Source organism: Nocardia sp. NPDC051321 (genome assembly GCF_044455225.1).
In the GTDB taxonomy this organism is placed as follows: Bacteria; Actinomycetota; Actinomycetes; order Mycobacteriales; family Mycobacteriaceae; genus Nocardia.
This window is the reverse complement of sequence record NZ_JBITEM010000002.1, coordinates 99,459-118,936: the sequence shown is the minus strand read 5'-3', so window position 1 is coordinate 118,936 and position 19,478 is coordinate 99,459. Positions and strand designations below refer to the sequence as shown.

General features: G+C 67.2%; 22 protein-coding genes. 13 read left to right on the top strand and 9 right to left on the bottom strand.

Annotated elements, in window-relative coordinates:
- Positions 1-21 precede the first annotated feature (21 nt).
- Both ACIA8C_RS04630 and ACIA8C_RS04625 read right to left on the bottom strand, forming a co-directional pair.
- Positions 22-1,776, bottom strand: coding sequence for a flavin monoamine oxidase family protein (locus ACIA8C_RS04630; protein ID WP_397130866.1), 1,755 nt, complete (start codon positions 1,774-1,776; stop codon positions 22-24).
- 255 nt (positions 1,777-2,031) lie between these two features.
- Entirely contained in the window at positions 2,032-2,697 is a 666-nt protein-coding gene (locus ACIA8C_RS04625; RefSeq protein WP_397130865.1) for a maleylpyruvate isomerase family mycothiol-dependent enzyme, read from the bottom strand.
- Between the two features lie 75 nt (positions 2,698-2,772).
- On the opposite strand from ACIA8C_RS04625, the gene ACIA8C_RS04620 reads away from it, so the two are divergent.
- Together ACIA8C_RS04620 and ACIA8C_RS04615 are read left to right on the top strand one after the other, a co-directional pair.
- A complete protein-coding gene (locus tag ACIA8C_RS04620; protein WP_397130864.1) occupies positions 2,773-3,210 on the top strand; it encodes a MarR family winged helix-turn-helix transcriptional regulator in 438 nt (145 codons plus the stop codon).
- 73 nt (positions 3,211-3,283) lie between these two features.
- Complete coding sequence (locus tag ACIA8C_RS04615) at positions 3,284-3,475, top strand: hypothetical protein (protein WP_397130863.1); 192 nt, start codon at positions 3,284-3,286, stop codon at positions 3,473-3,475.
- A 50-nt stretch (positions 3,476-3,525) separates the two neighbouring features.
- Here ACIA8C_RS04615 and ACIA8C_RS04610 read toward each other — a convergent pair whose 3' ends face one another.
- Positions 3,526-4,410, bottom strand: coding sequence for a ketopantoate reductase family protein (locus ACIA8C_RS04610; protein WP_397130862.1), 885 nt, complete (start codon positions 4,408-4,410; stop codon positions 3,526-3,528).
- A 69-nt stretch (positions 4,411-4,479) separates the two neighbouring features.
- Positions 4,480-5,775, bottom strand: a complete 1,296-nt coding sequence (locus tag ACIA8C_RS04605) for an amidohydrolase family protein (protein WP_397130861.1) — start codon at positions 5,773-5,775, stop codon at positions 4,480-4,482.
- Between the two features lie 62 nt (positions 5,776-5,837).
- Here ACIA8C_RS04605 and ACIA8C_RS04600 point away from each other — a divergent pair, with 62 nt between their 5' ends.
- Positions 5,838-6,332 (top strand): MarR family winged helix-turn-helix transcriptional regulator, encoded by a 495-nt coding sequence (locus ACIA8C_RS04600; protein WP_397130860.1) that lies wholly within the window; start codon positions 5,838-5,840, stop codon positions 6,330-6,332.
- Positions 6,333-6,377: 45 nt separating this feature from the next.
- Here ACIA8C_RS04600 and ACIA8C_RS04595 read toward each other — a convergent pair whose 3' ends face one another.
- Complete coding sequence (locus ACIA8C_RS04595; protein WP_397130859.1) at positions 6,378-7,553, bottom strand: alpha/beta hydrolase family protein; 1,176 nt, start codon at positions 7,551-7,553, stop codon at positions 6,378-6,380.
- A 266-nt stretch (positions 7,554-7,819) separates the two neighbouring features.
- Here ACIA8C_RS04595 and ACIA8C_RS04590 point away from each other — a divergent pair, with 266 nt between their 5' ends.
- The 6 genes from ACIA8C_RS04590 (at position 7,820) to ACIA8C_RS04565 (ending at position 11,360) form a co-directional block, all read left to right on the top strand.
- Entirely contained in the window at positions 7,820-8,332 is a 513-nt protein-coding gene (locus tag ACIA8C_RS04590) for a hypothetical protein (protein WP_397130858.1), read from the top strand.
- A 40-nt stretch (positions 8,333-8,372) separates the two neighbouring features.
- Positions 8,373-8,690, top strand: coding sequence for a hypothetical protein (locus ACIA8C_RS04585; protein WP_397130857.1), 318 nt, complete (start codon positions 8,373-8,375; stop codon positions 8,688-8,690).
- Between the two features lie 86 nt (positions 8,691-8,776).
- Entirely contained in the window at positions 8,777-9,451 is a 675-nt protein-coding gene (locus ACIA8C_RS04580) for a hypothetical protein (protein ID WP_397130856.1), read from the top strand.
- Positions 9,451-9,846: a hypothetical protein gene (locus tag ACIA8C_RS04575; RefSeq protein ID WP_397130855.1), complete on the top strand. Its 396-nt coding sequence runs from the start codon at positions 9,451-9,453 to the stop codon at positions 9,844-9,846. The genes ACIA8C_RS04580 and ACIA8C_RS04575 overlap by 1 nt, the downstream gene beginning before the upstream one ends.
- Positions 9,847-9,927: 81 nt before the next feature.
- Positions 9,928-10,233: an ANTAR domain-containing protein gene (locus ACIA8C_RS04570; RefSeq protein ID WP_397130854.1), complete on the top strand. Its 306-nt coding sequence runs from the start codon at positions 9,928-9,930 to the stop codon at positions 10,231-10,233.
- 113 nt (positions 10,234-10,346) lie between these two features.
- A complete protein-coding gene (locus ACIA8C_RS04565; protein WP_397130853.1) occupies positions 10,347-11,360 on the top strand; it encodes a YdcF family protein in 1,014 nt (337 codons plus the stop codon).
- 1 nt (position 11,361) lies between these two features.
- On the opposite strand, the gene ACIA8C_RS04560 is transcribed toward ACIA8C_RS04565, so the two are convergent.
- Complete coding sequence (locus tag ACIA8C_RS04560) at positions 11,362-12,045, bottom strand: PAS and ANTAR domain-containing protein (RefSeq protein WP_397130852.1); 684 nt, start codon at positions 12,043-12,045, stop codon at positions 11,362-11,364.
- Positions 12,046-12,130: 85 nt separating this feature from the next.
- Here ACIA8C_RS04560 and ACIA8C_RS04555 point away from each other — a divergent pair, with 85 nt between their 5' ends.
- Positions 12,131-12,934: a M15 family metallopeptidase gene (locus ACIA8C_RS04555; protein ID WP_397130851.1), complete on the top strand. Its 804-nt coding sequence runs from the start codon at positions 12,131-12,133 to the stop codon at positions 12,932-12,934.
- A 176-nt stretch (positions 12,935-13,110) separates the two neighbouring features.
- Entirely contained in the window at positions 13,111-13,647 is a 537-nt protein-coding gene (locus ACIA8C_RS04550) for a hypothetical protein (protein ID WP_397130850.1), read from the top strand.
- A gap of 4 nt (positions 13,648-13,651) precedes the next feature.
- Here ACIA8C_RS04550 and ACIA8C_RS04545 read toward each other — a convergent pair whose 3' ends face one another.
- Positions 13,652-14,458, bottom strand: coding sequence for an SAM-dependent methyltransferase (locus ACIA8C_RS04545; protein ID WP_397130849.1), 807 nt, complete (start codon positions 14,456-14,458; stop codon positions 13,652-13,654).
- A gap of 129 nt (positions 14,459-14,587) precedes the next feature.
- Between ACIA8C_RS04545 and ACIA8C_RS04540 the strand changes: the two genes are divergently transcribed.
- Positions 14,588-16,717, top strand: a complete 2,130-nt coding sequence (locus ACIA8C_RS04540) for a putative bifunctional diguanylate cyclase/phosphodiesterase (RefSeq protein ID WP_397130848.1) — start codon at positions 14,588-14,590, stop codon at positions 16,715-16,717.
- A gap of 191 nt (positions 16,718-16,908) precedes the next feature.
- Complete coding sequence (locus tag ACIA8C_RS04535; protein ID WP_150403242.1) at positions 16,909-17,172, top strand: GlsB/YeaQ/YmgE family stress response membrane protein; 264 nt, start codon at positions 16,909-16,911, stop codon at positions 17,170-17,172.
- Here ACIA8C_RS04535 and ACIA8C_RS04530 read toward each other — a convergent pair.
- Both ACIA8C_RS04530 and ACIA8C_RS04525 read right to left on the bottom strand, forming a co-directional pair.
- Complete coding sequence (locus ACIA8C_RS04530) at positions 17,145-18,599, bottom strand: purine-cytosine permease family protein (RefSeq protein ID WP_397130847.1); 1,455 nt, start codon at positions 18,597-18,599, stop codon at positions 17,145-17,147. The genes ACIA8C_RS04535 and ACIA8C_RS04530 overlap by 28 nt on opposite strands.
- A 108-nt stretch (positions 18,600-18,707) precedes the next feature.
- Entirely contained in the window at positions 18,708-19,415 is a 708-nt protein-coding gene (locus tag ACIA8C_RS04525) for a respiratory nitrate reductase subunit gamma (protein ID WP_397130846.1), read from the bottom strand.
- Positions 19,416-19,478: the final 63 nt, after the last annotated feature.

Below are 19,478 nucleotides of genomic sequence, written 5' to 3'. Positions count from 1 at the left end.
TCGATCCGCACGTCCGGCGCGTCAGCGTTGATGGACTTCGAGTGCGGTGCGGACCGCGCTTTCCAGCGCACCTTCGATCCAGGCCGGTTTGAGGCTGGTGTGGTCGCCGGCCAAGTGGATGCGGCCCTCGATCGTGCGGGTCGCCGCGTGGTGCTCGTGGAGCTGGCCGGGGGTGGGAATGACGGCTTCGCCGAGGGCGTAGCGGGCGCGTTGCCAGGACTGGGACAGGCCGACGCCGGTGAATTCGGCGTCGACGCGGGGGCCGAACATGCGGCGCATGCCCGCGAGGGCGAAATGCACGCGCTCGCTGTCGGTGAGCGAATCCCAGCGCATGGCGTCGTCGGACCAGGTGTAGCTGGCCAGGACCACGCCGCCCTCGGCCTCCGGCACGTGGGAGGGGAAATAGGTGAACCGGTTGGGGCAGTCCGACACACAGCCGCCGCCGCGGAAACCGCCGGGGCCCTGCTCCCAGAACCTGGTCTTGAACTCGAGCAGCACCTTGGTGGCCGCGTCGTGATGCAGTTCGGTGATGGCCCGCCGGGTGGGGTAGGACAGCGGCGGCTCGAAGGTGCAGAAGCGCGTGGCGGTCAACGGGATAGCGAGAATGACGTAGTCGCCCTCGAACGTTTCGATCGGGTCGACGGGTTGGCCATCGGTATGCTCATTGCCGGTTTCGGCGGTGGTCCAGACCTTGACGCCGCGGTCGGTCTGTTCGATATGGGTCATGCGTTTGCCCTGCCGTACGGCGGGACCGAGTTTCCGGGTGAGCGCATCGGTCAGTGTCGCGGTGCCGCCTTCGAGTTCCCAGTAGCTGGCGTCGGGACGGATAAGCGTGTGATCGACCATCGCGGAGATGACGCCGTAGTGCAGCCGAGAGGTCAGGTTCTCCAGGGTGCCGACCGCGGCGAAGTGCCCGAGACTCCAGCCCTGCTCCATCAGATAACCATGGGTGGAGTAATCCTCATAAGTATTGAAAACCTTTGCCCAGCTGTCGATTCGGCGTTCGATCGGCCAGTCGTCGGACACCGCGACCCGGCGCAGGGCGTGGTCGAGCGCGACCCGGGCCTGGGTGGTCAGGCCGACGCCGAAGCCACTGTGCACGGTCGTGGGATCGGCGGCGTAGTTGGCGCGGCTGACGATCTTGCCATTCGTGTCGATCAGGCTGCGACCCGCGGCGGGTGGCGGCCGGAACTCGGCCGCGGGGCCGTTGGACCATTGCTCGCCGGTGAACGACCGGTAGGCGACCGGGGTAACGGACGCGGAGCGCGCTTCCGGCGCGACATCGGCGTTGTGGAACTGCCGCCGCCGCAGACCCAGCTTGTCGGCCAGGGCGAGCACCAGTGGATGGGCGCTCGGCAGGCGCATGGCACCGGCCTCCGCGTAGAGGTTCGGGTCGGTGAACACGCCGCGAAAGGTCTTGACCCGGCCGCCGGTTCGGCTGCCGTTGGCTTCGAGCACGGTCACCTGATGCCCGGCATCGGCGAGCAGGTTGCCAGCGGTCAATCCGGCCGGGCCCGCACCGATCACCAGAACCCGTTTCGGTGCAACGGTTTTCGGCAGGCCGGCGTCGATGAGCGTCCGCAGATACGCCAGCTTCAAGTCCTTGCCGTCCGCGTCGACCTGCAGCATCTCCCTGGCGAGTTCCACGCTGCGGTCCAAAGAGCGCGCGGAATCGGTTCGGGCCGAGGGCGCCGCGCACGACGTGGTGGCCGCCATTGCGCCCGCGGCGACCGCGGTGCCGAGCAGCGCACGCCGTCCGATCACGTTCTCTGCCATCTGCGGCTCAGGCAGCGGCGGTCGGCTGGACGCCGGACGGGTCGAGCAGCTCGGCCTCGGCAGTCGCGCTTCGCTTACGCATAGCGGTTCTCCTCTCGGGTTCGCTTGCTGATCACCTGTCCGGAATCGCCGATCCTTTGCACGCACCTGCACGCGGGCATCACGATAGCTCAGAGGTTGCTAATGCGCCTGGCGCGACACGATCGTAAAGTCGGCGAGTCCAGAGACGAGTCAGACGATTACGTCCGTCGAGGCCTAGTCGGCGAGCAGTCGGGCGGTCAGCGCCGGAACCCCCTCGCCGGTCACGCTTTCCAGTGCGGCCGCCCGCCCGGTGACCACCAGGAGCAGCGCCTTGATCGGGCCGCGGATCTCGGCGCCCTCGCCGTGCGACCAGTCGATATCGGTGGCGCGCAAGGCGAGTCCGTCGAGCCGGCGCTTATCCCATACCGGCCAACCGATTTCGGCCGCGATGCCGGCGCCCGTCGCGGCCGCCTCGAGCGGGACGTCGATGGTGCGGCCGAGCGGGATGGCGATGTCCTGACCGTGCACCATGGTGTCGAACAGGATGTTGCGATAGTTGGTGGGGCCCGGCAGTTTTCGGGACGCCGCGTGGGTGCGGATCACCGATACCAGCTCGGCGACCGGACGATTCGCGGCGCGGACGGTGAGGTCGTCGATGAGCCGGTTGTAGTTCCCGTTCGCGCGCAGACCGGCGACGAACAGCGCGCCGAGCGACGGCGGTTGCGGCGTCAGGGCGAGGTGCGCGGCGACGTCGCGGATCCGCCAATGCGCGCACAGCGACGGCGACTCCCACTCCGCGGGGGTCAGCTCCGCGAGCAGGTCGGCGATGGCGAGGCGCTGCTGTTCGATGACCCGCCAGCTTGCTTCGCGGTCGAGCGGCTGTCGTACTTGCGCCGTCATCGGACACCTCCGATAGCATTGGTCAGCATCACTGATTAAAATAGTCAGTGGGTCGTACTATTGTCAAGGAGCGGAATGGCCGACGGCGAACTGAACGCGGGGCTGCTGATGTACATCGCGCACCGGTCGATGGAGGACCGGATCTTCGCCGAACTCGGCGCGGCCGGCTTCGACGACATCACCGTGGCCCAGGGCAGGGTGGCCCAGCGCATCGGCGCCGATGGCACCCGCCTCACCGAGCTGGCCGAGCAGGCGCAGATCACCAAGCAGACCGCCGGATTCCTGGTAGACCAGCTGGAACGCGCCGGATACGTGCACCGCGTCCCCGATCCGAGCGACGGTCGCGCCCGCCTGGTCCGGCTGTCCGCCCGCGGCAAGGAGGTGGCCGAATTCGCCAACTCGGTCGCCGATCGGATCGAAGCCGAGTGGGCCGCACACCTGGGCACCCGGCGCATGCGCGAACTGCGCGAGGCGCTCGGCGAACTGCGCGAGATCACCGATCCATACGCCTGATCCATGGTTGAAATAAGTCAGCGAGACTGGTTAAATTAGTCAGATAGACTTACCAAAACCAGAGGGGGTCATCATGACCGATCCAGGATTCTCCACGTGGGCAAGGCAATCCAGCGCGGACTCGTACCGTCTCGCGCGGCGATCGCGCCGCCCGGTCTCGCCGGTGTGGCGTGCCATCAAGACCGTGCTCGCCCTCCTGTTCCTCGCCGTAGTCGTCGCCGTAGGCACGCCGATCGTGCTAGCGGTGCTGCACACCGTCGGCTAGCGCGGCGGAGCGAGTAGCGGCCACCGCGGTCGTCCTGCCGATGTCCAGGATCACCCCGGCCGGACTGCCAGCAGCGCCGGGGTGCCCTGCGGTGCAACGGAGTTCATTTCATCGATCAGCATTACCGCCTCACCTTTCGGCGCCACCGACGTTGTTCTGACGAATGCCGGAAGCCGGGTGAGGGCCCACAGCAGCGCGGCGACTACCCGAACAGGAAGGCGGTCGAGGACGGCGACCGGGCTCGGCGTGAGGGTGTTTCCCAGTCGGCGCACCAGGTTCAGTCCTTCACGCAGGGCGCGAGCCAGCTCCGTCGCTTCGCGTCGGCTCACCCCCCGGCCCCTACGATGTGCGCTGAGTCCGGCGAGCATCAGCGGCACGGCGAGGGCCGCGTGGGTACGCAGCCAACTCTGCATATCAGGGTGTGCGGCCGAGGGTATCCCGGCGTCGGAGAAGACAGTCGCCCACCGATCCTCCGAGACAGTGGTGGGTATGCCTCGGCGGAGAATGGTCGACGCCAGTCTGCCGTCTTCGATACCGGCCACTATTCCCGGGAAGCCGAACACCACCCGCTGCGCACCTACGGCGTCACGGAGGCGGTCCAGGGACTGGAAGGTGTTGAACATGAACATGACGGTGTCCGCGGCGCAGGCGGCGAGACTCGGAAGCAGCACCTCGACCTGTGCAACGAGAACCGTGACCAGCACGAGATCCCATGGTGTGGTCGTGTCCAGCTCGTCGGCTACGTGCACGGCGGCTCGTTCACCGGCGGTAGTGACGATTGCCTCGGTTTGGCGCAGGTGCTGCAGTCGAGCGCCGCGAGCGATGACGGTGACGTCGTGGCCTGCGCGGGACAGTTGGAAGGCGAAGGTACTGCCGATTCCGCCGGGGCCGATGACCGCGACGCGCAAGCCAGGCGTGTCGATAGGTTGGGACATCCTTGATGCCTACTCTCCCGCAACATGATTCGACAACCCATCATCCACATCGCAGCCGTCGACCAGCGGCTACGCCTCGGTGTCGCGCTCCGGGCGCCAGCCCCGCGGCAGCACCTTGCCCTGGCGGATCGTGGCCGCGCGGGCGGTCGGGTCGGACAGCGCGCTCAGGTCCGCGAGTGGTGCGCGGTCGAGTAGCAACGCGTCGGCCACCGAACCTGCGGTGATGGTCCCGGTGTATTCGGGCATCGCGATTCGTTCCGCGGCGTGCCGGGTCACCGTGGTGATGATCTCGGCGGGTGACAACCCCGCCTGGGCGAACAATTGCAGTTCGCGCAGCAACGCCAACGGCGGGGACGGCATCATCAGCGCGACGTCGCTTCCGGCAACGATTTTCACCCCTGCCTCGTGCATGATCGGCAGCGTTCGCATCCCGTACCTGAAACGTGCCATGGATTCGTCCGCCGGGTGGTGCGGGAACGGCCGACCGAATCCCGGCCGCGCCGCCACCGCCCGCGCCGCGGCTTCGTCGATGATGCCGGCTACGACGAGTTCCGCCAGGTAGCCGCGGTCCCCGCCGTGCCCGAGCTGTTCCCAGGTCACCAGGGTCGGGCAGTAGTAGGTCCCGGAACTCGCGAGCAGATCGGCGAGTTTCCCGGCTTCGGTGAGCGCGTCGTCTCCCGACGGCAAGGGGGCGTGTTCGACGCAGTCCGCCCCGGCCGCTACCGCGTCCTCGATGTCGGCGTGCGTGCGGATGTGCACGAGCACCTTCTTGCCCGCCTCGTGCGCGGCCTCCACCATGACGTGTAAGGCGCGGCGGGACAGTTTGTCCGGAGCCCCCGGTTCGCCGTCGTAGATGAATTTGACGAAGTCGACATCCTCGGCCAGCTCTTGCACCAGTCGGCGGCCCTGCTCGGGATCGCTGATCTGACGGGCCATGGCCGGGTTGCCGTGTGCCTGCATCGGCCAGCCCTCGACCCCGGTGAACACCGGGCCTGCGTAGAAGAGTTCGGCCGTCTCGCCCGGATCAGCTTGGGTCCGCACAGCTTGGTCGATGGCCAGTGATCCACCCAAGTCCACGACCGTGGTGATTCCCGCCGCGAGGAAATCGGCCAGGGTCCGGATGACGTAGGGAACCTGCTCCGGTTCCGGCAGGGAGGCCGCGTAGCCGGCCAAATGCGTGTGGCTTTCCCACAAGGCCGGGATCAGGTAGCCGCCACGGCCGTCGACGACCTCGCCATCGGCAGGCGCCGCGTCCGGTGTGCTTGGCCGGACCTCGGTAAACCGGTCGCCGGTAACGACGACTTCCGCGTCTTCGATCGGCGCTGCGCCGGTTCCGTCGATGACTGTCACGTTTCGAATGATCATGTGAGCAAAGTACATCGGATCCGATATTAATTCTAGATCGGATCCGATGTATCTTGGACGGCATGACGGAATGGCGACCCGAAGCGGCACCCGCCCAGCTGATCAACCATGCGGCCCGGCTATTCGCCCTGCTGCATGACAGTCGCCTGCGCACACTGGGCATCACGGCAGGCCAGATCCCTGTTCTCGGCACGCTGGCGGACGGATCCGCCCTGACCCAAAAGGAATTGGCCACCCGATCCAGCGCCGGGCAGCCAGCCATGGCCGAACTGCTGGCCCGCATGGAACGCGACGGCCTGATCCAGCGCACACCGCACCCGCACGATCGGCGCAGCAGCCTCGTCGCGCTCACCGATCAGGCGCTGTCGCTGCTGCCCGAGGCCAGATCCGTGTTGTCGCAAGGCCACACGGACGCACTCACCGGCTTCGACGACAGCGAGATCCAGCTTCTCGCGGCTCTGCTGACGCGACTGATCGCGAACTTGGAGCAGGCCGTGTCGTCGGCCGGTGACAGCCGAACGGACAGCACGCCGACGGAAGAACCCAACTCGGCCTGACTCTGCCTATCGCCACATGGCACGAAAGTCCATGCGGCCGAGCGCCTATGGCACCGGGACCATCTCCGGGTGCAGGAAGGCGGCAGGCGCCTGGGGTAGATCGTCGTATCGGCCAAGGGCCATGTCGAAGAAACCGCGCAGGTAGCTGCGCTGCAGATCGATCGAGTTCCGCGGATCGATGGTGCCGACCAGCTGGGACGCGGCGGCGGAGGAGACGGCACCCGCGGCGACGAGTGGCGCGGCGATCAGCTGGTTGTCGCAGAACGAATGGTGTTGTGCGCCGTTGAGCCGGAAATTGAGTTTCGGTCCGCGACCAGCTGCCCAGAACTGTTTCATGCCCGGGATGTTGGCGCGGTCGTGGCCTTCGCGGTTGATGAGCATGAACGGGCGATCCAGTCCTTCGGTGACCACCGATCCCCAGAGACGGCCATCGAGATCGGCCCCCGCCGCGATCCGGCGATCGTCGTGCATCGCCTGCGCCGCGGTGGCGCCGCCCAAGGAATGCCCGAACATCGCGACCTTCGAAACATCGAGTACGCCAGCGAGATTCGCGGGCAGCGCGTGCTGGTCAGCGTCCGGGTTGTGCCCCGCGGCGAGGTCGGTGAGCTCGTCGAGCACAAACCGGGTGTCGGCTACCCGCGTCGCTAACGCGGTAGTGCCCTGGGCCTCGTCTTCGCCGGGATCGGTGGCCGGTGGCAGCAGGCTCTCTTCGATCCGCCCGCCGGGGAATTCCGTCGCGGATGTTTCGTGAGTGTGGCTCAGGGTGACCACCACAAAACCGTGGCTGGCGAGATCTTCGGCCTGCGCGGTGCTCAGCTCACGCGGCAGCCCCTTGCCCGGCGAGAAGACAACTATCGGCCGGCGCCCACGGGAGATCTCCGCGCCCGCGCCGAGGTAGCCGTGACTGGGTCCGAAAGCCCATCGCCGCTGCGAGGGCGCACCGACCGGAGTCACGCTGTCGGCATACATTTGGGCGAGTCCGGGCGAGAGCCATGGCCGCACGGGCAATTCCGCCACGTCGGTAGCGGGATACCAGATGCTGACCATCAGCTCACGTGGATTGGCCGCCTCATACGGATCGCGCCGCGCGGTATCGACCAGATGCAGGTCGACCACACCGATCGCGTCGGCACCGGTCGGCTCCGGCAGAGTGACGAGCACCGAGACCGGTTGCGGCGGGGTCGGTTCAGCTCGGGCGATGACATCCACCGTGGTCAACATCAGCAGTACGAGGACAGCAGCACATCGAAATAGACTCGTCCGCAAGACAATTCCCTCCCTTGCCGCTGGCACCGCTCGCCCCCGGCCGCGGTGGAAGTCTATCCCGAGTCCACGACGGCGGGACTTCGCTGGATGGGTCCGCGGTCGACCGGTGTGATTGAGCGGGCGATGGTGGGGTACGGCTGAGGAAATGTGGGCCCGCCTGTGTTGTCGGGAACCCGGCACCGATTGATCGGTGGATTCTTCAGGGGAAAGGAACGAACGCTATGACAGGTACCCTCGTCGACCTCGCCCTCGACGGGCAAGTCGCGCGGCCCGATGTCCGACCGCAATTGGCCAACGGTGGTGCAAACGCGACCGGCGCGGCTGTGTGGCGTGACGCCAAAACCGTTCTGGTGACTCGGGTTACCGGGCCACGGCAGCTGACCTCGGTGCCGCGACTTGTCATTCCGATCGGCGACACTCAGCTGGCCTTCCGCGTGTCGTCGCGGTCCGCCGAATGCGAAGAGCTGGCGCGGGACGGCCGGGTCCTCGTTCAGCCCGGTGACCGGCGCGGCAACCCGGCGCTCGGCTCGCACCAGCGGCAAGGCCAAGCCCAGTTGGTGACCGCGGGCACGCTGCTGGCCCATGTGGAGTCGGAGATCGCCGCGAAGTACCGGTGGCGAATTCCGGTGGCGCGCTTCGCCCATCGTCTCGGGCACGGGGATGCGCCCTATGCGGATGTCGTCGTGCTGGTGACCGTGGCCGAGCCGAGCCCGATACCCATGTTGCCGCGCTGAGACCGGCCGCGGTCAGCCCGCATCGGGAAGACCGTTCTCCTTGGCAGTCGACGCGCCGATGATCCTGCACTATCCGTATCCGAGTTTCGAGAGCTGGCTGGCGCGCGCGGCCGAGGTGGCCGACAGCGGCGGCCCGCGGGCCCGGCAGTTCGCGCACCACTCCCGCGAACTGTTGCAGGTGGCCGTCGCGCACGGCCGATTGGAGGGGGCGCGCTGCTGCTTCCAGGCCGGTATCCCCTCCGAGGGCATGGTCGACCGGATGGTGCGAGCGGGCGAACTGCTGCGCGCCGACCCGATGTCGGGTCGCGACGCGCGGTTCGGACCCGCGGTGGCGGGTATCACCAGCCACACGGCGTGACAAACGTAAGCTCAGACGGGTCGACTGCACAGTCGGCAATCGAGCGTTGTCGTACGGGTAATGACCGACCGAAAGGGCTGTTGGCAATGCTGCGGAAGTTCCTCGACAAGGGTGTCGTCTCGTTGATCGATAGGTCGGCGCGGGTGCAGGCGCCGCTGGTCGGCAAGTACACGGGGTTCGTTCGCGGTAGGCATCCGAGCGAGTCGACCGAGCAGCTCATCGATCGACTCGGGCGGCACTACTCGGTCGCGGTGACCGCGAGCGGCGTGGTCGTCGGGTTGAGTGCGGCGGTTCCCGGCGTCGGCACGCTGGTGGGATTGGCCGCGGCCGGGGCGGACACGCTGTTCTTCCTCGAGGCGTCCACCGTGTATGCCGTTGGCGCGACCGGGGTTTCGGGGCGCAAAGCTACCGCCCCACGGCCGCCGCTGGTCTCGGCCGTCGTGCTCGGCCAGGCGGGCACCGCGTCCCTCGGCACCGCCGGACGCTCGGCCAAACAGTGGGATACCAAGCTGGCCAGCAAACTTCCGATCATCCGGCGGATGAACGACACCCCGGTCAAGCGGTTCGTCGTGCAGTTCATCGTCAAACGCGGCGCCCTCGCCTTCGGCAAGGTGATCCCGGCCGGTATCGGCGCGGTGGTCGGCGGTGTCGGCAATTACGCGCTCGCCCGCGGCGTGATCAAGAACCTGCACGACGCCCTCGACGACGCGGAATCGAGTCAGGCCATTTCCACCGTGGCCGCCTTGGGAGACACACCCTAGTGCCGGATGCCGAACTTCAGCTGATCGTGGTGGACGCCGCGAATGTCGTCGGGTCGCGGCCGAATGGCTGGTGGCGTGATCGAGCAGGCGCGGCGCGAACATTGCTCGAGCAGCTGACGGGTTTGGCACCGCGGCTGGCTCGGCCCGCCGAGGTGGTTGTCGTGCTCGAAGGTAAAGCGAAGGCGGCGGATCCGGAGGTCGACGGCGTGCGGGTGGTATTGGCCGACGGGTCGGGAGACGACGCGATCGTCGATGTGGTGGCGGCGGCCGTCGAGCGGGACAGCGGGCGAGCGGTCACCGTCGTGACGGCGGACCGCGGGCTGCGCGAGCGCGTCGAAGCGCTCGGTGCGAGCACCGTCGGACCCGGTTGGCTGCTGGAGCGCATCGCGCCATAGCGGACCGACCAGTCCTGGACCCGGCCAGGAAGGTTTGCCAACTGCCCCAATAACAATCGGCTCGTTGGGTAGTCCCCGAATATGAGCGATGTATTCGAGGAACGCGGCCAACCGTCCCTCGGGCGCCCCTCCCGTGATCTGCTGGCGGCTCGGGCGGTGATCGAGCAGGCCAAAGGCGCGCTGATGCTGGCCTACGGCGTCGACGCCGAGCAGGCGTTCACCATGTTGCGCCGTCGTTCGCAGGCCACCAACGTCAAGCTTCGCGCGCTGGCCGCGCAACTGATCGCCGAACTTCCCTCGCTGGACCTCGCTCCCCCGGAACTGCGCGCCAAGGTCGACTACCTGCTGCACATCGCGCACCCCCGCAAACCCAACCTCGAGCCCTGACCAGCGCTGACTCCGTCGGATCAGCGCGAAACCCGTTGGGACGTATCGGACATTCGAATAGCTAACTCCGGCCCCGCTGCGATCGAGCACGACCGGCGGGTTACCGTGCGCGGGTGATCCTGCTCACCATCGGCTTGGTTCTGTTGGGTGTCTTCGCACTGCGGTTCCATCTGGACCGACGGCGGCTGAGCAATGGTGTCTATCTTTTGCTAGGCGTCGCGGTGCTGAGCGCGTGGGCGATCGGCTCGGGCGACAACGCGGATCTGACCCTCGCGCTGGTCGGGCTGCTGGTGGTGCTGTCACCGCTGGTGGTGCTCGTGCTGGCCGGGCTGCTCATCGCCAACGGCATGCAGATGGTGCGCCGCGAGGGCTTGCGGATCGCGAACCTGCTCTCCATCGGGCCGGGGATCATCTTGCTGGTGCCCTACGTGCTGCTCGGCGTGGCCATCGCGACCGGCAGCGTCCGCTCGGTCCTGCTTGCGTCGCTGGCCATGGCGGTGAGCTACTTCGGATTCGTATTCACCAGTTTCGTGTTGTATTCGCTGCTCTACGGATGGCTGCCGTACCGGCCCGGCATGGACGCGATCGTCGTGCACGGCTCGGGTCTGGTCGGTGCGCGGGTGTCGCCGCTGCTCGCCAGTCGCTTGGACCGGGCGGCTCAGATCTACTGGGCGGAACTGGCCGAGGGCCGCCGTCCGGTGATCATCGCCAGCGGCGGCAAAGGGTCCGACGAGGCGGTGTCGGAGGCCGCCGCGATGGCGGACTATCTGCAGGCCCGCGGCATCCCGGAGCAGAGCGTGGCGCGCGAGGATCGCTCGACCACGACGCGGGAGAACCTGCTGTTCATCAAGCGGCTACTCGGCGAGCGCGGGACGACGACGCGAATGGTGTTGGTTACCAGCAACTTTCACATCTTACGCACGGCGATTCTGGCGCGCAGGCTGAAGCTGGACGCGGAGGTGACCGGCGCGCGCACCGCCTTCTATTACCTGCCGAGCGCGATCCTGCGCGAGTTCGTCGCGATCGTCGTCGCCTACAAGTGGACCAACGCCGTCACGTGCCTGACGCTCGTGTCGTTGCCGCTGCTGCTCGCGCTTGCCACCGGCGGCTTGCCCGCCTATCGATGAATCAGGACCGGTCGACGCGTTCGTGCACGGTCAGCAGCAGGTGATCGAAACGGGTGCGGAACCCGGCGGTCTCCTTGTTGAGCATCCTGAGCTCGTCGACGAACCGCGCGGCGAGGTCGCGCAGTTTGGTGTTGGTCTCCTGGGAGCGCCAGCGCAGCACCTTGAACGCCTGCTCCGCGTTCACCCCGTACGCGAGGATCAACGCGCCCTTGGCCTGCTCGATCACGGCGCGTGCCTCGATCACCTCGGGCAGGACCTCCTCGAGCACTTCCTGGCGCTGCTCCTCGAGCCGTTCGCTCACGTCGACGTAGTAGCCGGCGGTCCCGATCACCGAGCCGTCGTCATCGGCGAACAGATCGCCGACCACGACCACCTCGCGCACCTCGTCCTTGGTGTCGACGATCCGGTGCCTGCCGCAGAACGGCTGCCCGGTTTCCACCGCCGCGGCGATGCAGCTGGCGACATGCTCCCGGTCATCGGGGTGTTTGTGGGACAACAGCAGCTCGGTCGTCGGTTTCGCCTCACCCGGCGCATAGCCGTACATCGCCGCGAGCTCGTCGGACCATTCCCACCGCTGGTCGGCAAACCAGAATCGAAACCATCCCGGCTCCGCGCAGGCGTCGATGCCGATGGTCTCTTCCATCGCGGTCACCGCCTCCGGTGCAACCTCTTCGCCCAGCGTCATCACCCCAGTATCCGCCGAAACGGTCCCGCTTCGGAACCCGGCCCGATAATTTGCAAGCTCCAGCCCGAATCGCGAGGAGCGAGAGATGAATTCTGTGCTGCGGTTGCGGCGTATCGGCTCGTTGACGCTGGCCTGCGTGGTGGTTGTGGCCATCGCGGCATGCGGGGATTCGCGCCATGACGCGCCTGCCTCGAGTACGCCGGTGCCCGATGAGACGGCGTTCGTTTCGGTGACCGATCTCGATCCGACGATCCTGGTCGACGCCCGCTATTTCGGCGAGCACAACTTTCTCGGTACTCGCATCGCCGGCTATGAGGCACCACGCTGCCTGCTGACCAAGCAGGCGGCGGCCGCGCTGGCCGAGGTGCAGCAAGAACTGCGGCCGATGAACCTCACGCTCAAGACCTACGATTGTTACCGCCCGCAGCGCGCCGTCGACCAATTCGTCACGTGGGCAAAGGATCTCGGCGATGTGAAGATGAAGAAGGAGTTCTACCCCACCGTCGACAAGGCGAACCTGTTCCGCGACGGCTACATCGCCGAGAAGTCCGGGCACAGTCGCGGCAGCACGCTGGACCTCGCCATCGTCGCGCTGCCCGCGACGGACCCCGAGGCCTATCACGACGGCGATCCGTTGCGCGAATGCTTCCTCCCCGTCGACCAGCGGTTCCACGACAACATGCTCGACTTCGGCACCGGCTATGACTGTTTCGATCCGGCGGCGCACACCGCCAACCCGGCCGTCGGCGGCACCCAGCGCGCCGTCCGCACGCTGCTGTCGGAACTGATGCAGGAGCATGGCTTCACCAACCTCGCCGAGGAATGGTGGCACTTCACCCTGAAAAACGAACCGTTCCCGACGACCTTCTTCGACTTCCCCATTCGCTGAGCCGCGGCAAAACCGACCTGCCGCGGCTATACGCGGGCATGGCCCGGCTCCTACACTGAGAAACTGCGGCACGGTCGACCGCCGGAGCGCCACGGCAATTCAGCGATCGGCATATCTCGAAGTCCCGATCCGCCCTAGGGCCCGAGCACGCGGCCCATTTCCTGGAGGAGGCTCCAATGCCCGATCCATCGCACCGGAAGATCTGCCTGCTCGGCCACGGCTGCGCCTGCCCCACCGTCACCCTGTTCCTCGCCCCCGAACCGCTGATCCCCGGCGGCAGCATCCTGCACCTGCTCGAACAGGCGCCGCTCGCCGAGGGCACCGCCGCGCCGACCCCCGACACCGAGCTCGTCGAGCTGGTCCAAACCGACTCCGCCGCGCCAGGCCCATTGGTGCACACCGAATTCCGCGCGTTCCTGTCCGGCGTGCCCGATCCGGGCCGGATCCGCACCATCCTGCACGACCGCCACATCACCGACACCGCACCGGTCGGCCTCGACCTGGACGACCCCGCCGAGATGACCCGGCTGGCCCTACTCCCCGAACGCCCCATCGGCTTCCGCCGCACCGAGGACTTCCAAGAGGAGGCGATGCGCCGCGCCATGCTCGCGGTCTACCGCCATTTCGCGATAGACCAGCGAATCCGCCTGACCTATCACGGCTTCGCCGACCCGGCGACCGGCTGGTTCGCGCTCCGCACGGCAATCGCCTGAGCGGTCAGTCCTTACGGGCGAGCGCGCCGTAGGCACCCGAGCGTTCGGGGTGGTCGCCGACATCGGACGGGTTGTCGGGGCGCCACAGCGGGAGGTGGACGAGGCCGGGCTCGAGCACGGTCCAGCCCTCGAAGAACGCGGCGATCTCGGGCTTGGCCCGCAGCACGATCTCGGTGGAGGTGCGGCCGGACAACTTTTGCGCCTCGAGGACTTCGTCGGGTTGCCCGTCGGCGGTGGCGTGCGTGATGGCGAGGTAACTGCCGGGGGCGAGCGCGTCCCGAAGGCGGGCGACGCAGCCCGCGGGGTCGGCGTGCTCGGCCACGAAATGCAGGACGCCGAGCATCAATACGGCCACCGGCTTGTCGAAGTCGAGTAGCTTCGCGACCTCGGGGTCGGACAGAATGGTGTCGGGCTGGCCGATGTCGGCCTGGACGACAGTGGCGGCCGGATTTCCGTCGAGGATGGCCCGGCTGTGCGCGACCGCGACCGGGTCGATGTCGACGTAAACCACCCGCGCCGAGGGATTTACCGCCTGCGCCACCTCGTGCACATTGCCGACGGTCGGGATGCCGGAGCCGATATCGAGGAACTGGGTGATGCCCGCGTCGACCAGGAATCGCACGCATCTACGCAGCAAATCCCGATTGGCGCGCATGGTCTCACCGACGCCGGGGGTGAACTCCTCGATCTGGCGCGCCAGCATCCGGTCGATCTCGAAGTTGTGCATTCCGCCGACGAAATAGTCGTACACGCGGGAGGCGCTGGGACGATCCAGATCGATACCCTCGGGAGCCCAACTCGGTCTGGTCATCGATCGCCAACCCTTCTCGAAATATCGCACGACATCGCACGCCAGCGACGAAAGCATCGTCATCGTAGCGGGCTTCACGCGCACGTGCAGTTGGGCGGAAGACCGCAAATCGGACTACCATCAGAGCTTATGGCGTGGGATGCCGGGAGCGGTTCCGATCCTGGCGGGCCGCACGCGGAACTGGCCGGGCAGTGGGCGGCCGCACTCGGTGGCGGGCCGCGCAATCACGTCGTGCCCATGAGCTCGGCCGAAACCCGCCGTTTGCTCACCACTCTGGCCAAGGAATTCGTCGCCGCAGCAGTCGGCTCGGCGCCCGCGGCGCGCGTCGGCGAACTCGGCGGCGAGCTTGCCCGCGCGCATTTCGTCGGCGACGAGGTGCTCGGGCGCAGCCTGGCCGTACTCAACGCCTACCTGCTCGGCCCCGGTGCGGTGCCCACCGATCGAGCTGCCGAGTTGCTGGCCGCCTTTGCCACCGGTTATCTGCGCGCCTTCCGCGCCTGGCTGCTCGCCGAGCAGGAGAGCGTGCGGGCCGCCGACATCGCCGCGCGCCGCGTGATGGAGCAGCAGCTGCGAGCCAGCGAAGCCCGGCTGCGCGCGGTGTTCTCGCAGGCCGGAATCGGCACCGGGCTCTCGGACATGACCGGGCGAATCATCGAGGTCAACAACGCCTTCGCGGCCATGCTCGGCTATCGGCCCGAGGAGATGTGCTCGCTGTCGGTCACCGATCTGACCCATCCCGACGACGGCCCGGACATGTGGCGGAAATACGCCGGGGTGCTCGCGGGCAAATACGACAACGTGCAGTTGGAGAAGGCCTACCGGCACCGCGACGGCGGCACGGTGTGGACCCACATCAACGTCTCGCTCATCCGCGACGAGCGGGGCAATCCGCAGTACACGCTGGTGCTGGTGGAGGACGTCTCCGAGCGGCGAGCGCTGCGCGAACGGTTGCAGTACCGCGCGCACCACGACCAGCTGACCGGGCTGCCGAACCGGGCCCGTTTCTTCGACGCGCTCAGCGCCGCCTTCGCCGACTGCGCCAGGGTCGGGCTCTGCTACATCGATCTCGATCACTTCAAAACCGTCAACGACACCTTCGGGCACGCGGTCGGTGACGAACTGCTCGCGCAGGTCGCCGCGCGCTTGAACGGCTGCGTCTCGCGGACCGATCAGCTGGTCGCGCGCATGGGCGGCGACGAATTCGTGGTGCTCATCCCGCATTCCACCGGCGTCGACGAAATGTCCGACGTGGCAAGGACCGTGCTGCACGCACTGGCCCAGCCCTTCTACGTGCACGAGCATCAGCTGACCGTCACCGCCAGCATCGGTGTGATGGAGGAACGCGCGGATCGGCTGTCCACCGGCGAGTTCCTGCAGGCGGCCGACACCAGCATGTACTGGGCCAAGGCCGCGGGCCGCGGGCGGTACGCGATCTTCGACGTCGACCGCGGCCGCCGCGAACACACCAGCACCGAACTGTCGGCGGCCATGCCGTCGGCCCTGCGGCGCGGCGAGTTCTTCCTCGACTATCAGCCGATCGTCTCGCTCACCAACGGGCAGACCGTCGCGGTAGAAGCGCTGGTGCGCTGGCGGCATCCGGATCTCGGCGTGCTCAGCCCGGCCCGGTTCGTCGATATCGCCGAGGACAACGGTCACATCGGCGCGCTCGGCGCGGTGGTGCTGGAGACCGCCTGCCGCGCCAGCCGCGAATGGCACGACCGCTTTCCGCACACCCCCACCGTGAGCGTCAACGTTTCCGCCGCCGAGGTGGCCGATCCCACCTGGCTCGGCCACGTGCAACAGGTCATCGCGGAGACCGGCATCGACGCGAGCCTGCTGCAACTGGAACTCACCGAGCGGGCGTTCATGCAGACCACCGGACGGCCGCTGCGCGCCCTGCACACCCTCGCCGACGCCGGAGTCCGCATCGCCATCGACGATTTCGGCACCGGCTACTCCAATCTCGCCTATCTAGGCCAACTCCCGCTGCACGTGGTGAAACTCGCGGGCCCATTCATCCAGCGCATCCGCACCCCGGACACCGCGAGCCCCACCGACCTGCTGCTGCTCGAGACGATCATCGATCTCACCCACGCCCTCGGCTTCACCGTCACCGCCGAGTGCGTCGAAACCCGCCACCAGGCCGACCAACTCCGCGACCTCGGCTGCGACACCGCCCAGGGCTGGCACTTCCACTACCCCATGCCTGCCGATCAGGTGACGACCCTGCTCGACGTCTCCGATCTGCGCCTGAGCTAGCCGCGCCGAACCTCGCACTCCCCGCGTGCCGCGACTGCGCGCTACCTCGCGCCGATGCTCGACGCGAGGTGAACTTCCGACGTGTGACACGTACACGGCGTGCGATTACCGCCCATGGAACTCGGGTATCCCGCACACTGATCGCGGCGTCTCCCGTGCGTCACACCCTGTGAGTTTCAAGGAGCGAATCCATGGGCATCATCTCGATGATCATCATCGGTCTCATCGCCGGAGCCATCGCGCGCCTGCTGGTTCCCGGCAAGGAGAACTTCGGCTGGATCGGCACGATCGTGCTCGGCATCGTCGGCGGCTACGTCGGCGGCACGCTGGGCAGCTTGGTGTTCGCGCCACATAAGTTCACCCTGCAACCGCCGGTCAACCATGCCTTCCTCGGCGCCATCGTCGGCGCGGTGATCCTGCTGGTCATCTACAAGTTCGTGCGCGCGCGAGTCTGAGCGCCGACACTGTGCACGGTGCCCGCCGGATAGATCATTCGATCCGGCGGGTTACTCGTGCGCCGAGCGAGCGGGTAGTAGATCGCGGCCGTGCAGACGATGCCGACGATCCAGGAAACGTCTGCGCCGCCAAGCTTTTCGGTGATCGGACCGGTGTAGAGCTGCTGCGCGAGGAACGGGATCTGGGCGAGCACGCCGAGGGCGTAGCAGGCCAGCGCGGTGCCGTTCCAGCGCCCGTACCGGCAGTCCGGGTCGTACAGCGCCGGGATGTCGATGCGTTCGCGCGAGATCAGGTAGTAGTCGATCAGGTTGATCGCGCTCCACGGCGTGAACACCATCAGCAGAGTGAGCACGAAATTCTTGAAGTTGCCGAGGAAGTCGGCGCTGGCCCCGATCGCGACGAGCATCGATACCGCGGTGAAGCCGACGATGTAGGCGGCGCGCGCGAACGGTGTGGTCCGTGACTGCCGGTTGAACGCGGTCACCGAGGTCAGGATCGACATGAACCCGCCATAGGCGTTGAGACAGTTGACCGTCAGCTTGCCGACCACGATCACCAGATAGATCAGCAGCGCGAGCGCGGACGGGCCCGCGAGGTCGCCGATGAAACCAACTTGGTTGCCCAAGAACGCCTTTCCCGCCACTGCCGCCACCAACGCGCCGAACGTCATCGACCACTGCGAGCCGAGCACGCTCCCCGCGAAGGTCGCCAGGAAGGTGGTCCGGTCGCTGGTCGAGCGGGGCAGGTAACGCGAGTAATCGGCGACGTAGGGTCCGAAGGTCAGCTGCCAGCCCGCGCCTAGCGAGATGGCCAGCACGAAAGTCACCATGTCGAACGAATTCACGCCGACATAGGAGCTCACGTCGTACTCGGTGAAAAGCCGGACACCGAGATAGGTGAAGCCGATGACGCCGACCACCGTGGCGATCCGTCCGACGATGTGGATCAGCCGGTAGCCGGTCACCGCGACCACCGCGGTGAGCGCGCCGAAGACGAGTATGCCGACCGTCGGGTTGTCGATGTGCAGGATCTTGTTCACCGCCTGCCCCGCGAGCACCGTGCCCGTCGCGGCGAACCCGAGATACATCACCACCACGAGCAGCAGCGGCAGCACCGCCCCGAAGACGCCGAATTGTGCTCGGCTGGAGATCATTTGGGGCAGGCCGAGCCGAGGACCCTGCGCCGAATGCAGGGCCATCACGATGCCGCCGAGGATATTGCCGAGCAGCAGGCCGATAATCGCCCACCGCGCGTCGGCGCCGAACACCACCGCGAGCGCGCCGTCGACGACCGCGGTGATCTGCATGTTCGCCCCGAACCAGAGGGTGAACTGGCTGAACGGCGTGCCGTGCCGTTCGGCATCGGGAATCACCTCGATGGTGCGGCGCTCGATGGAACCGCCCGCGTCGCGTCGCTCGTCGGTCATGGACCCGCCTTCCGTTGTCCGGGAACAGCTATGGAAGTGCGAGTAGTGCCCGTCGAGCTGTCACTGTGTCCGACCAGCAGTATGGCCTACGAAACCGGCTGCGGCGCGTCACATTCGATGCGGAGCGGACAATTCCCGGGCGGGCGCGGCCGGGGCCGCGGACCGGAGGTGCCGGACCACCCGGTACGCCGGTTCCGCGATGATGCTCGCCAGCCGGGTGTAGGGCCAGATCGCGATGAACAACATCAGGACCAGGCCGCGGGCCTGATAGATGAACGGCGCGTGCTCCATCGATTCGGGGTCAGGGTGCAGCGTGAACAGCGAGCGGAACCAGGTGAACAGCGTCTCGGCGGTGCGATAGCTGTCGTCCGAGGAGTTCGGGTCGAACTTGATGGCCACCCAGGTCAGCAGCCCGGCCACCAGCATCGGAAAGGTGATGCGGTCCAGCGGACTGACCGCGGGCCGGGCCGGGGTGCCGATCATGTCCGGCACGAACAGCAGTACCGCGCCGATCGTCGCGGTCGCCAGCGCGGCTATCTCGACGACTGTGAGGGTGACATAGAGCGAGCCGTCGGGGCGCGAGTGCGGCCCGGAGGCGATCAGGTCGGTGATTCGAGCGGCGACCACGCCGCTCATCCCGATCCGGAACGCGGTCGACCCGATCCGCTGCGTCCGATCGGTATCCGCGCCGGTGCCGTACCAGCCGAATCTATCGTGCCGGTAGCGCCACAGGTGGCCGACGATAAAGGACAGAAACGCGCTGTAAGGCAGGATGATCCACAGCACCGACATCATCTGCCGACCCGCCTTCTCCATCGAACTGATAGAAATTGAAACTATCCGAGGTATGCACCACCTTCGCAGACACCCGCCCGGCAA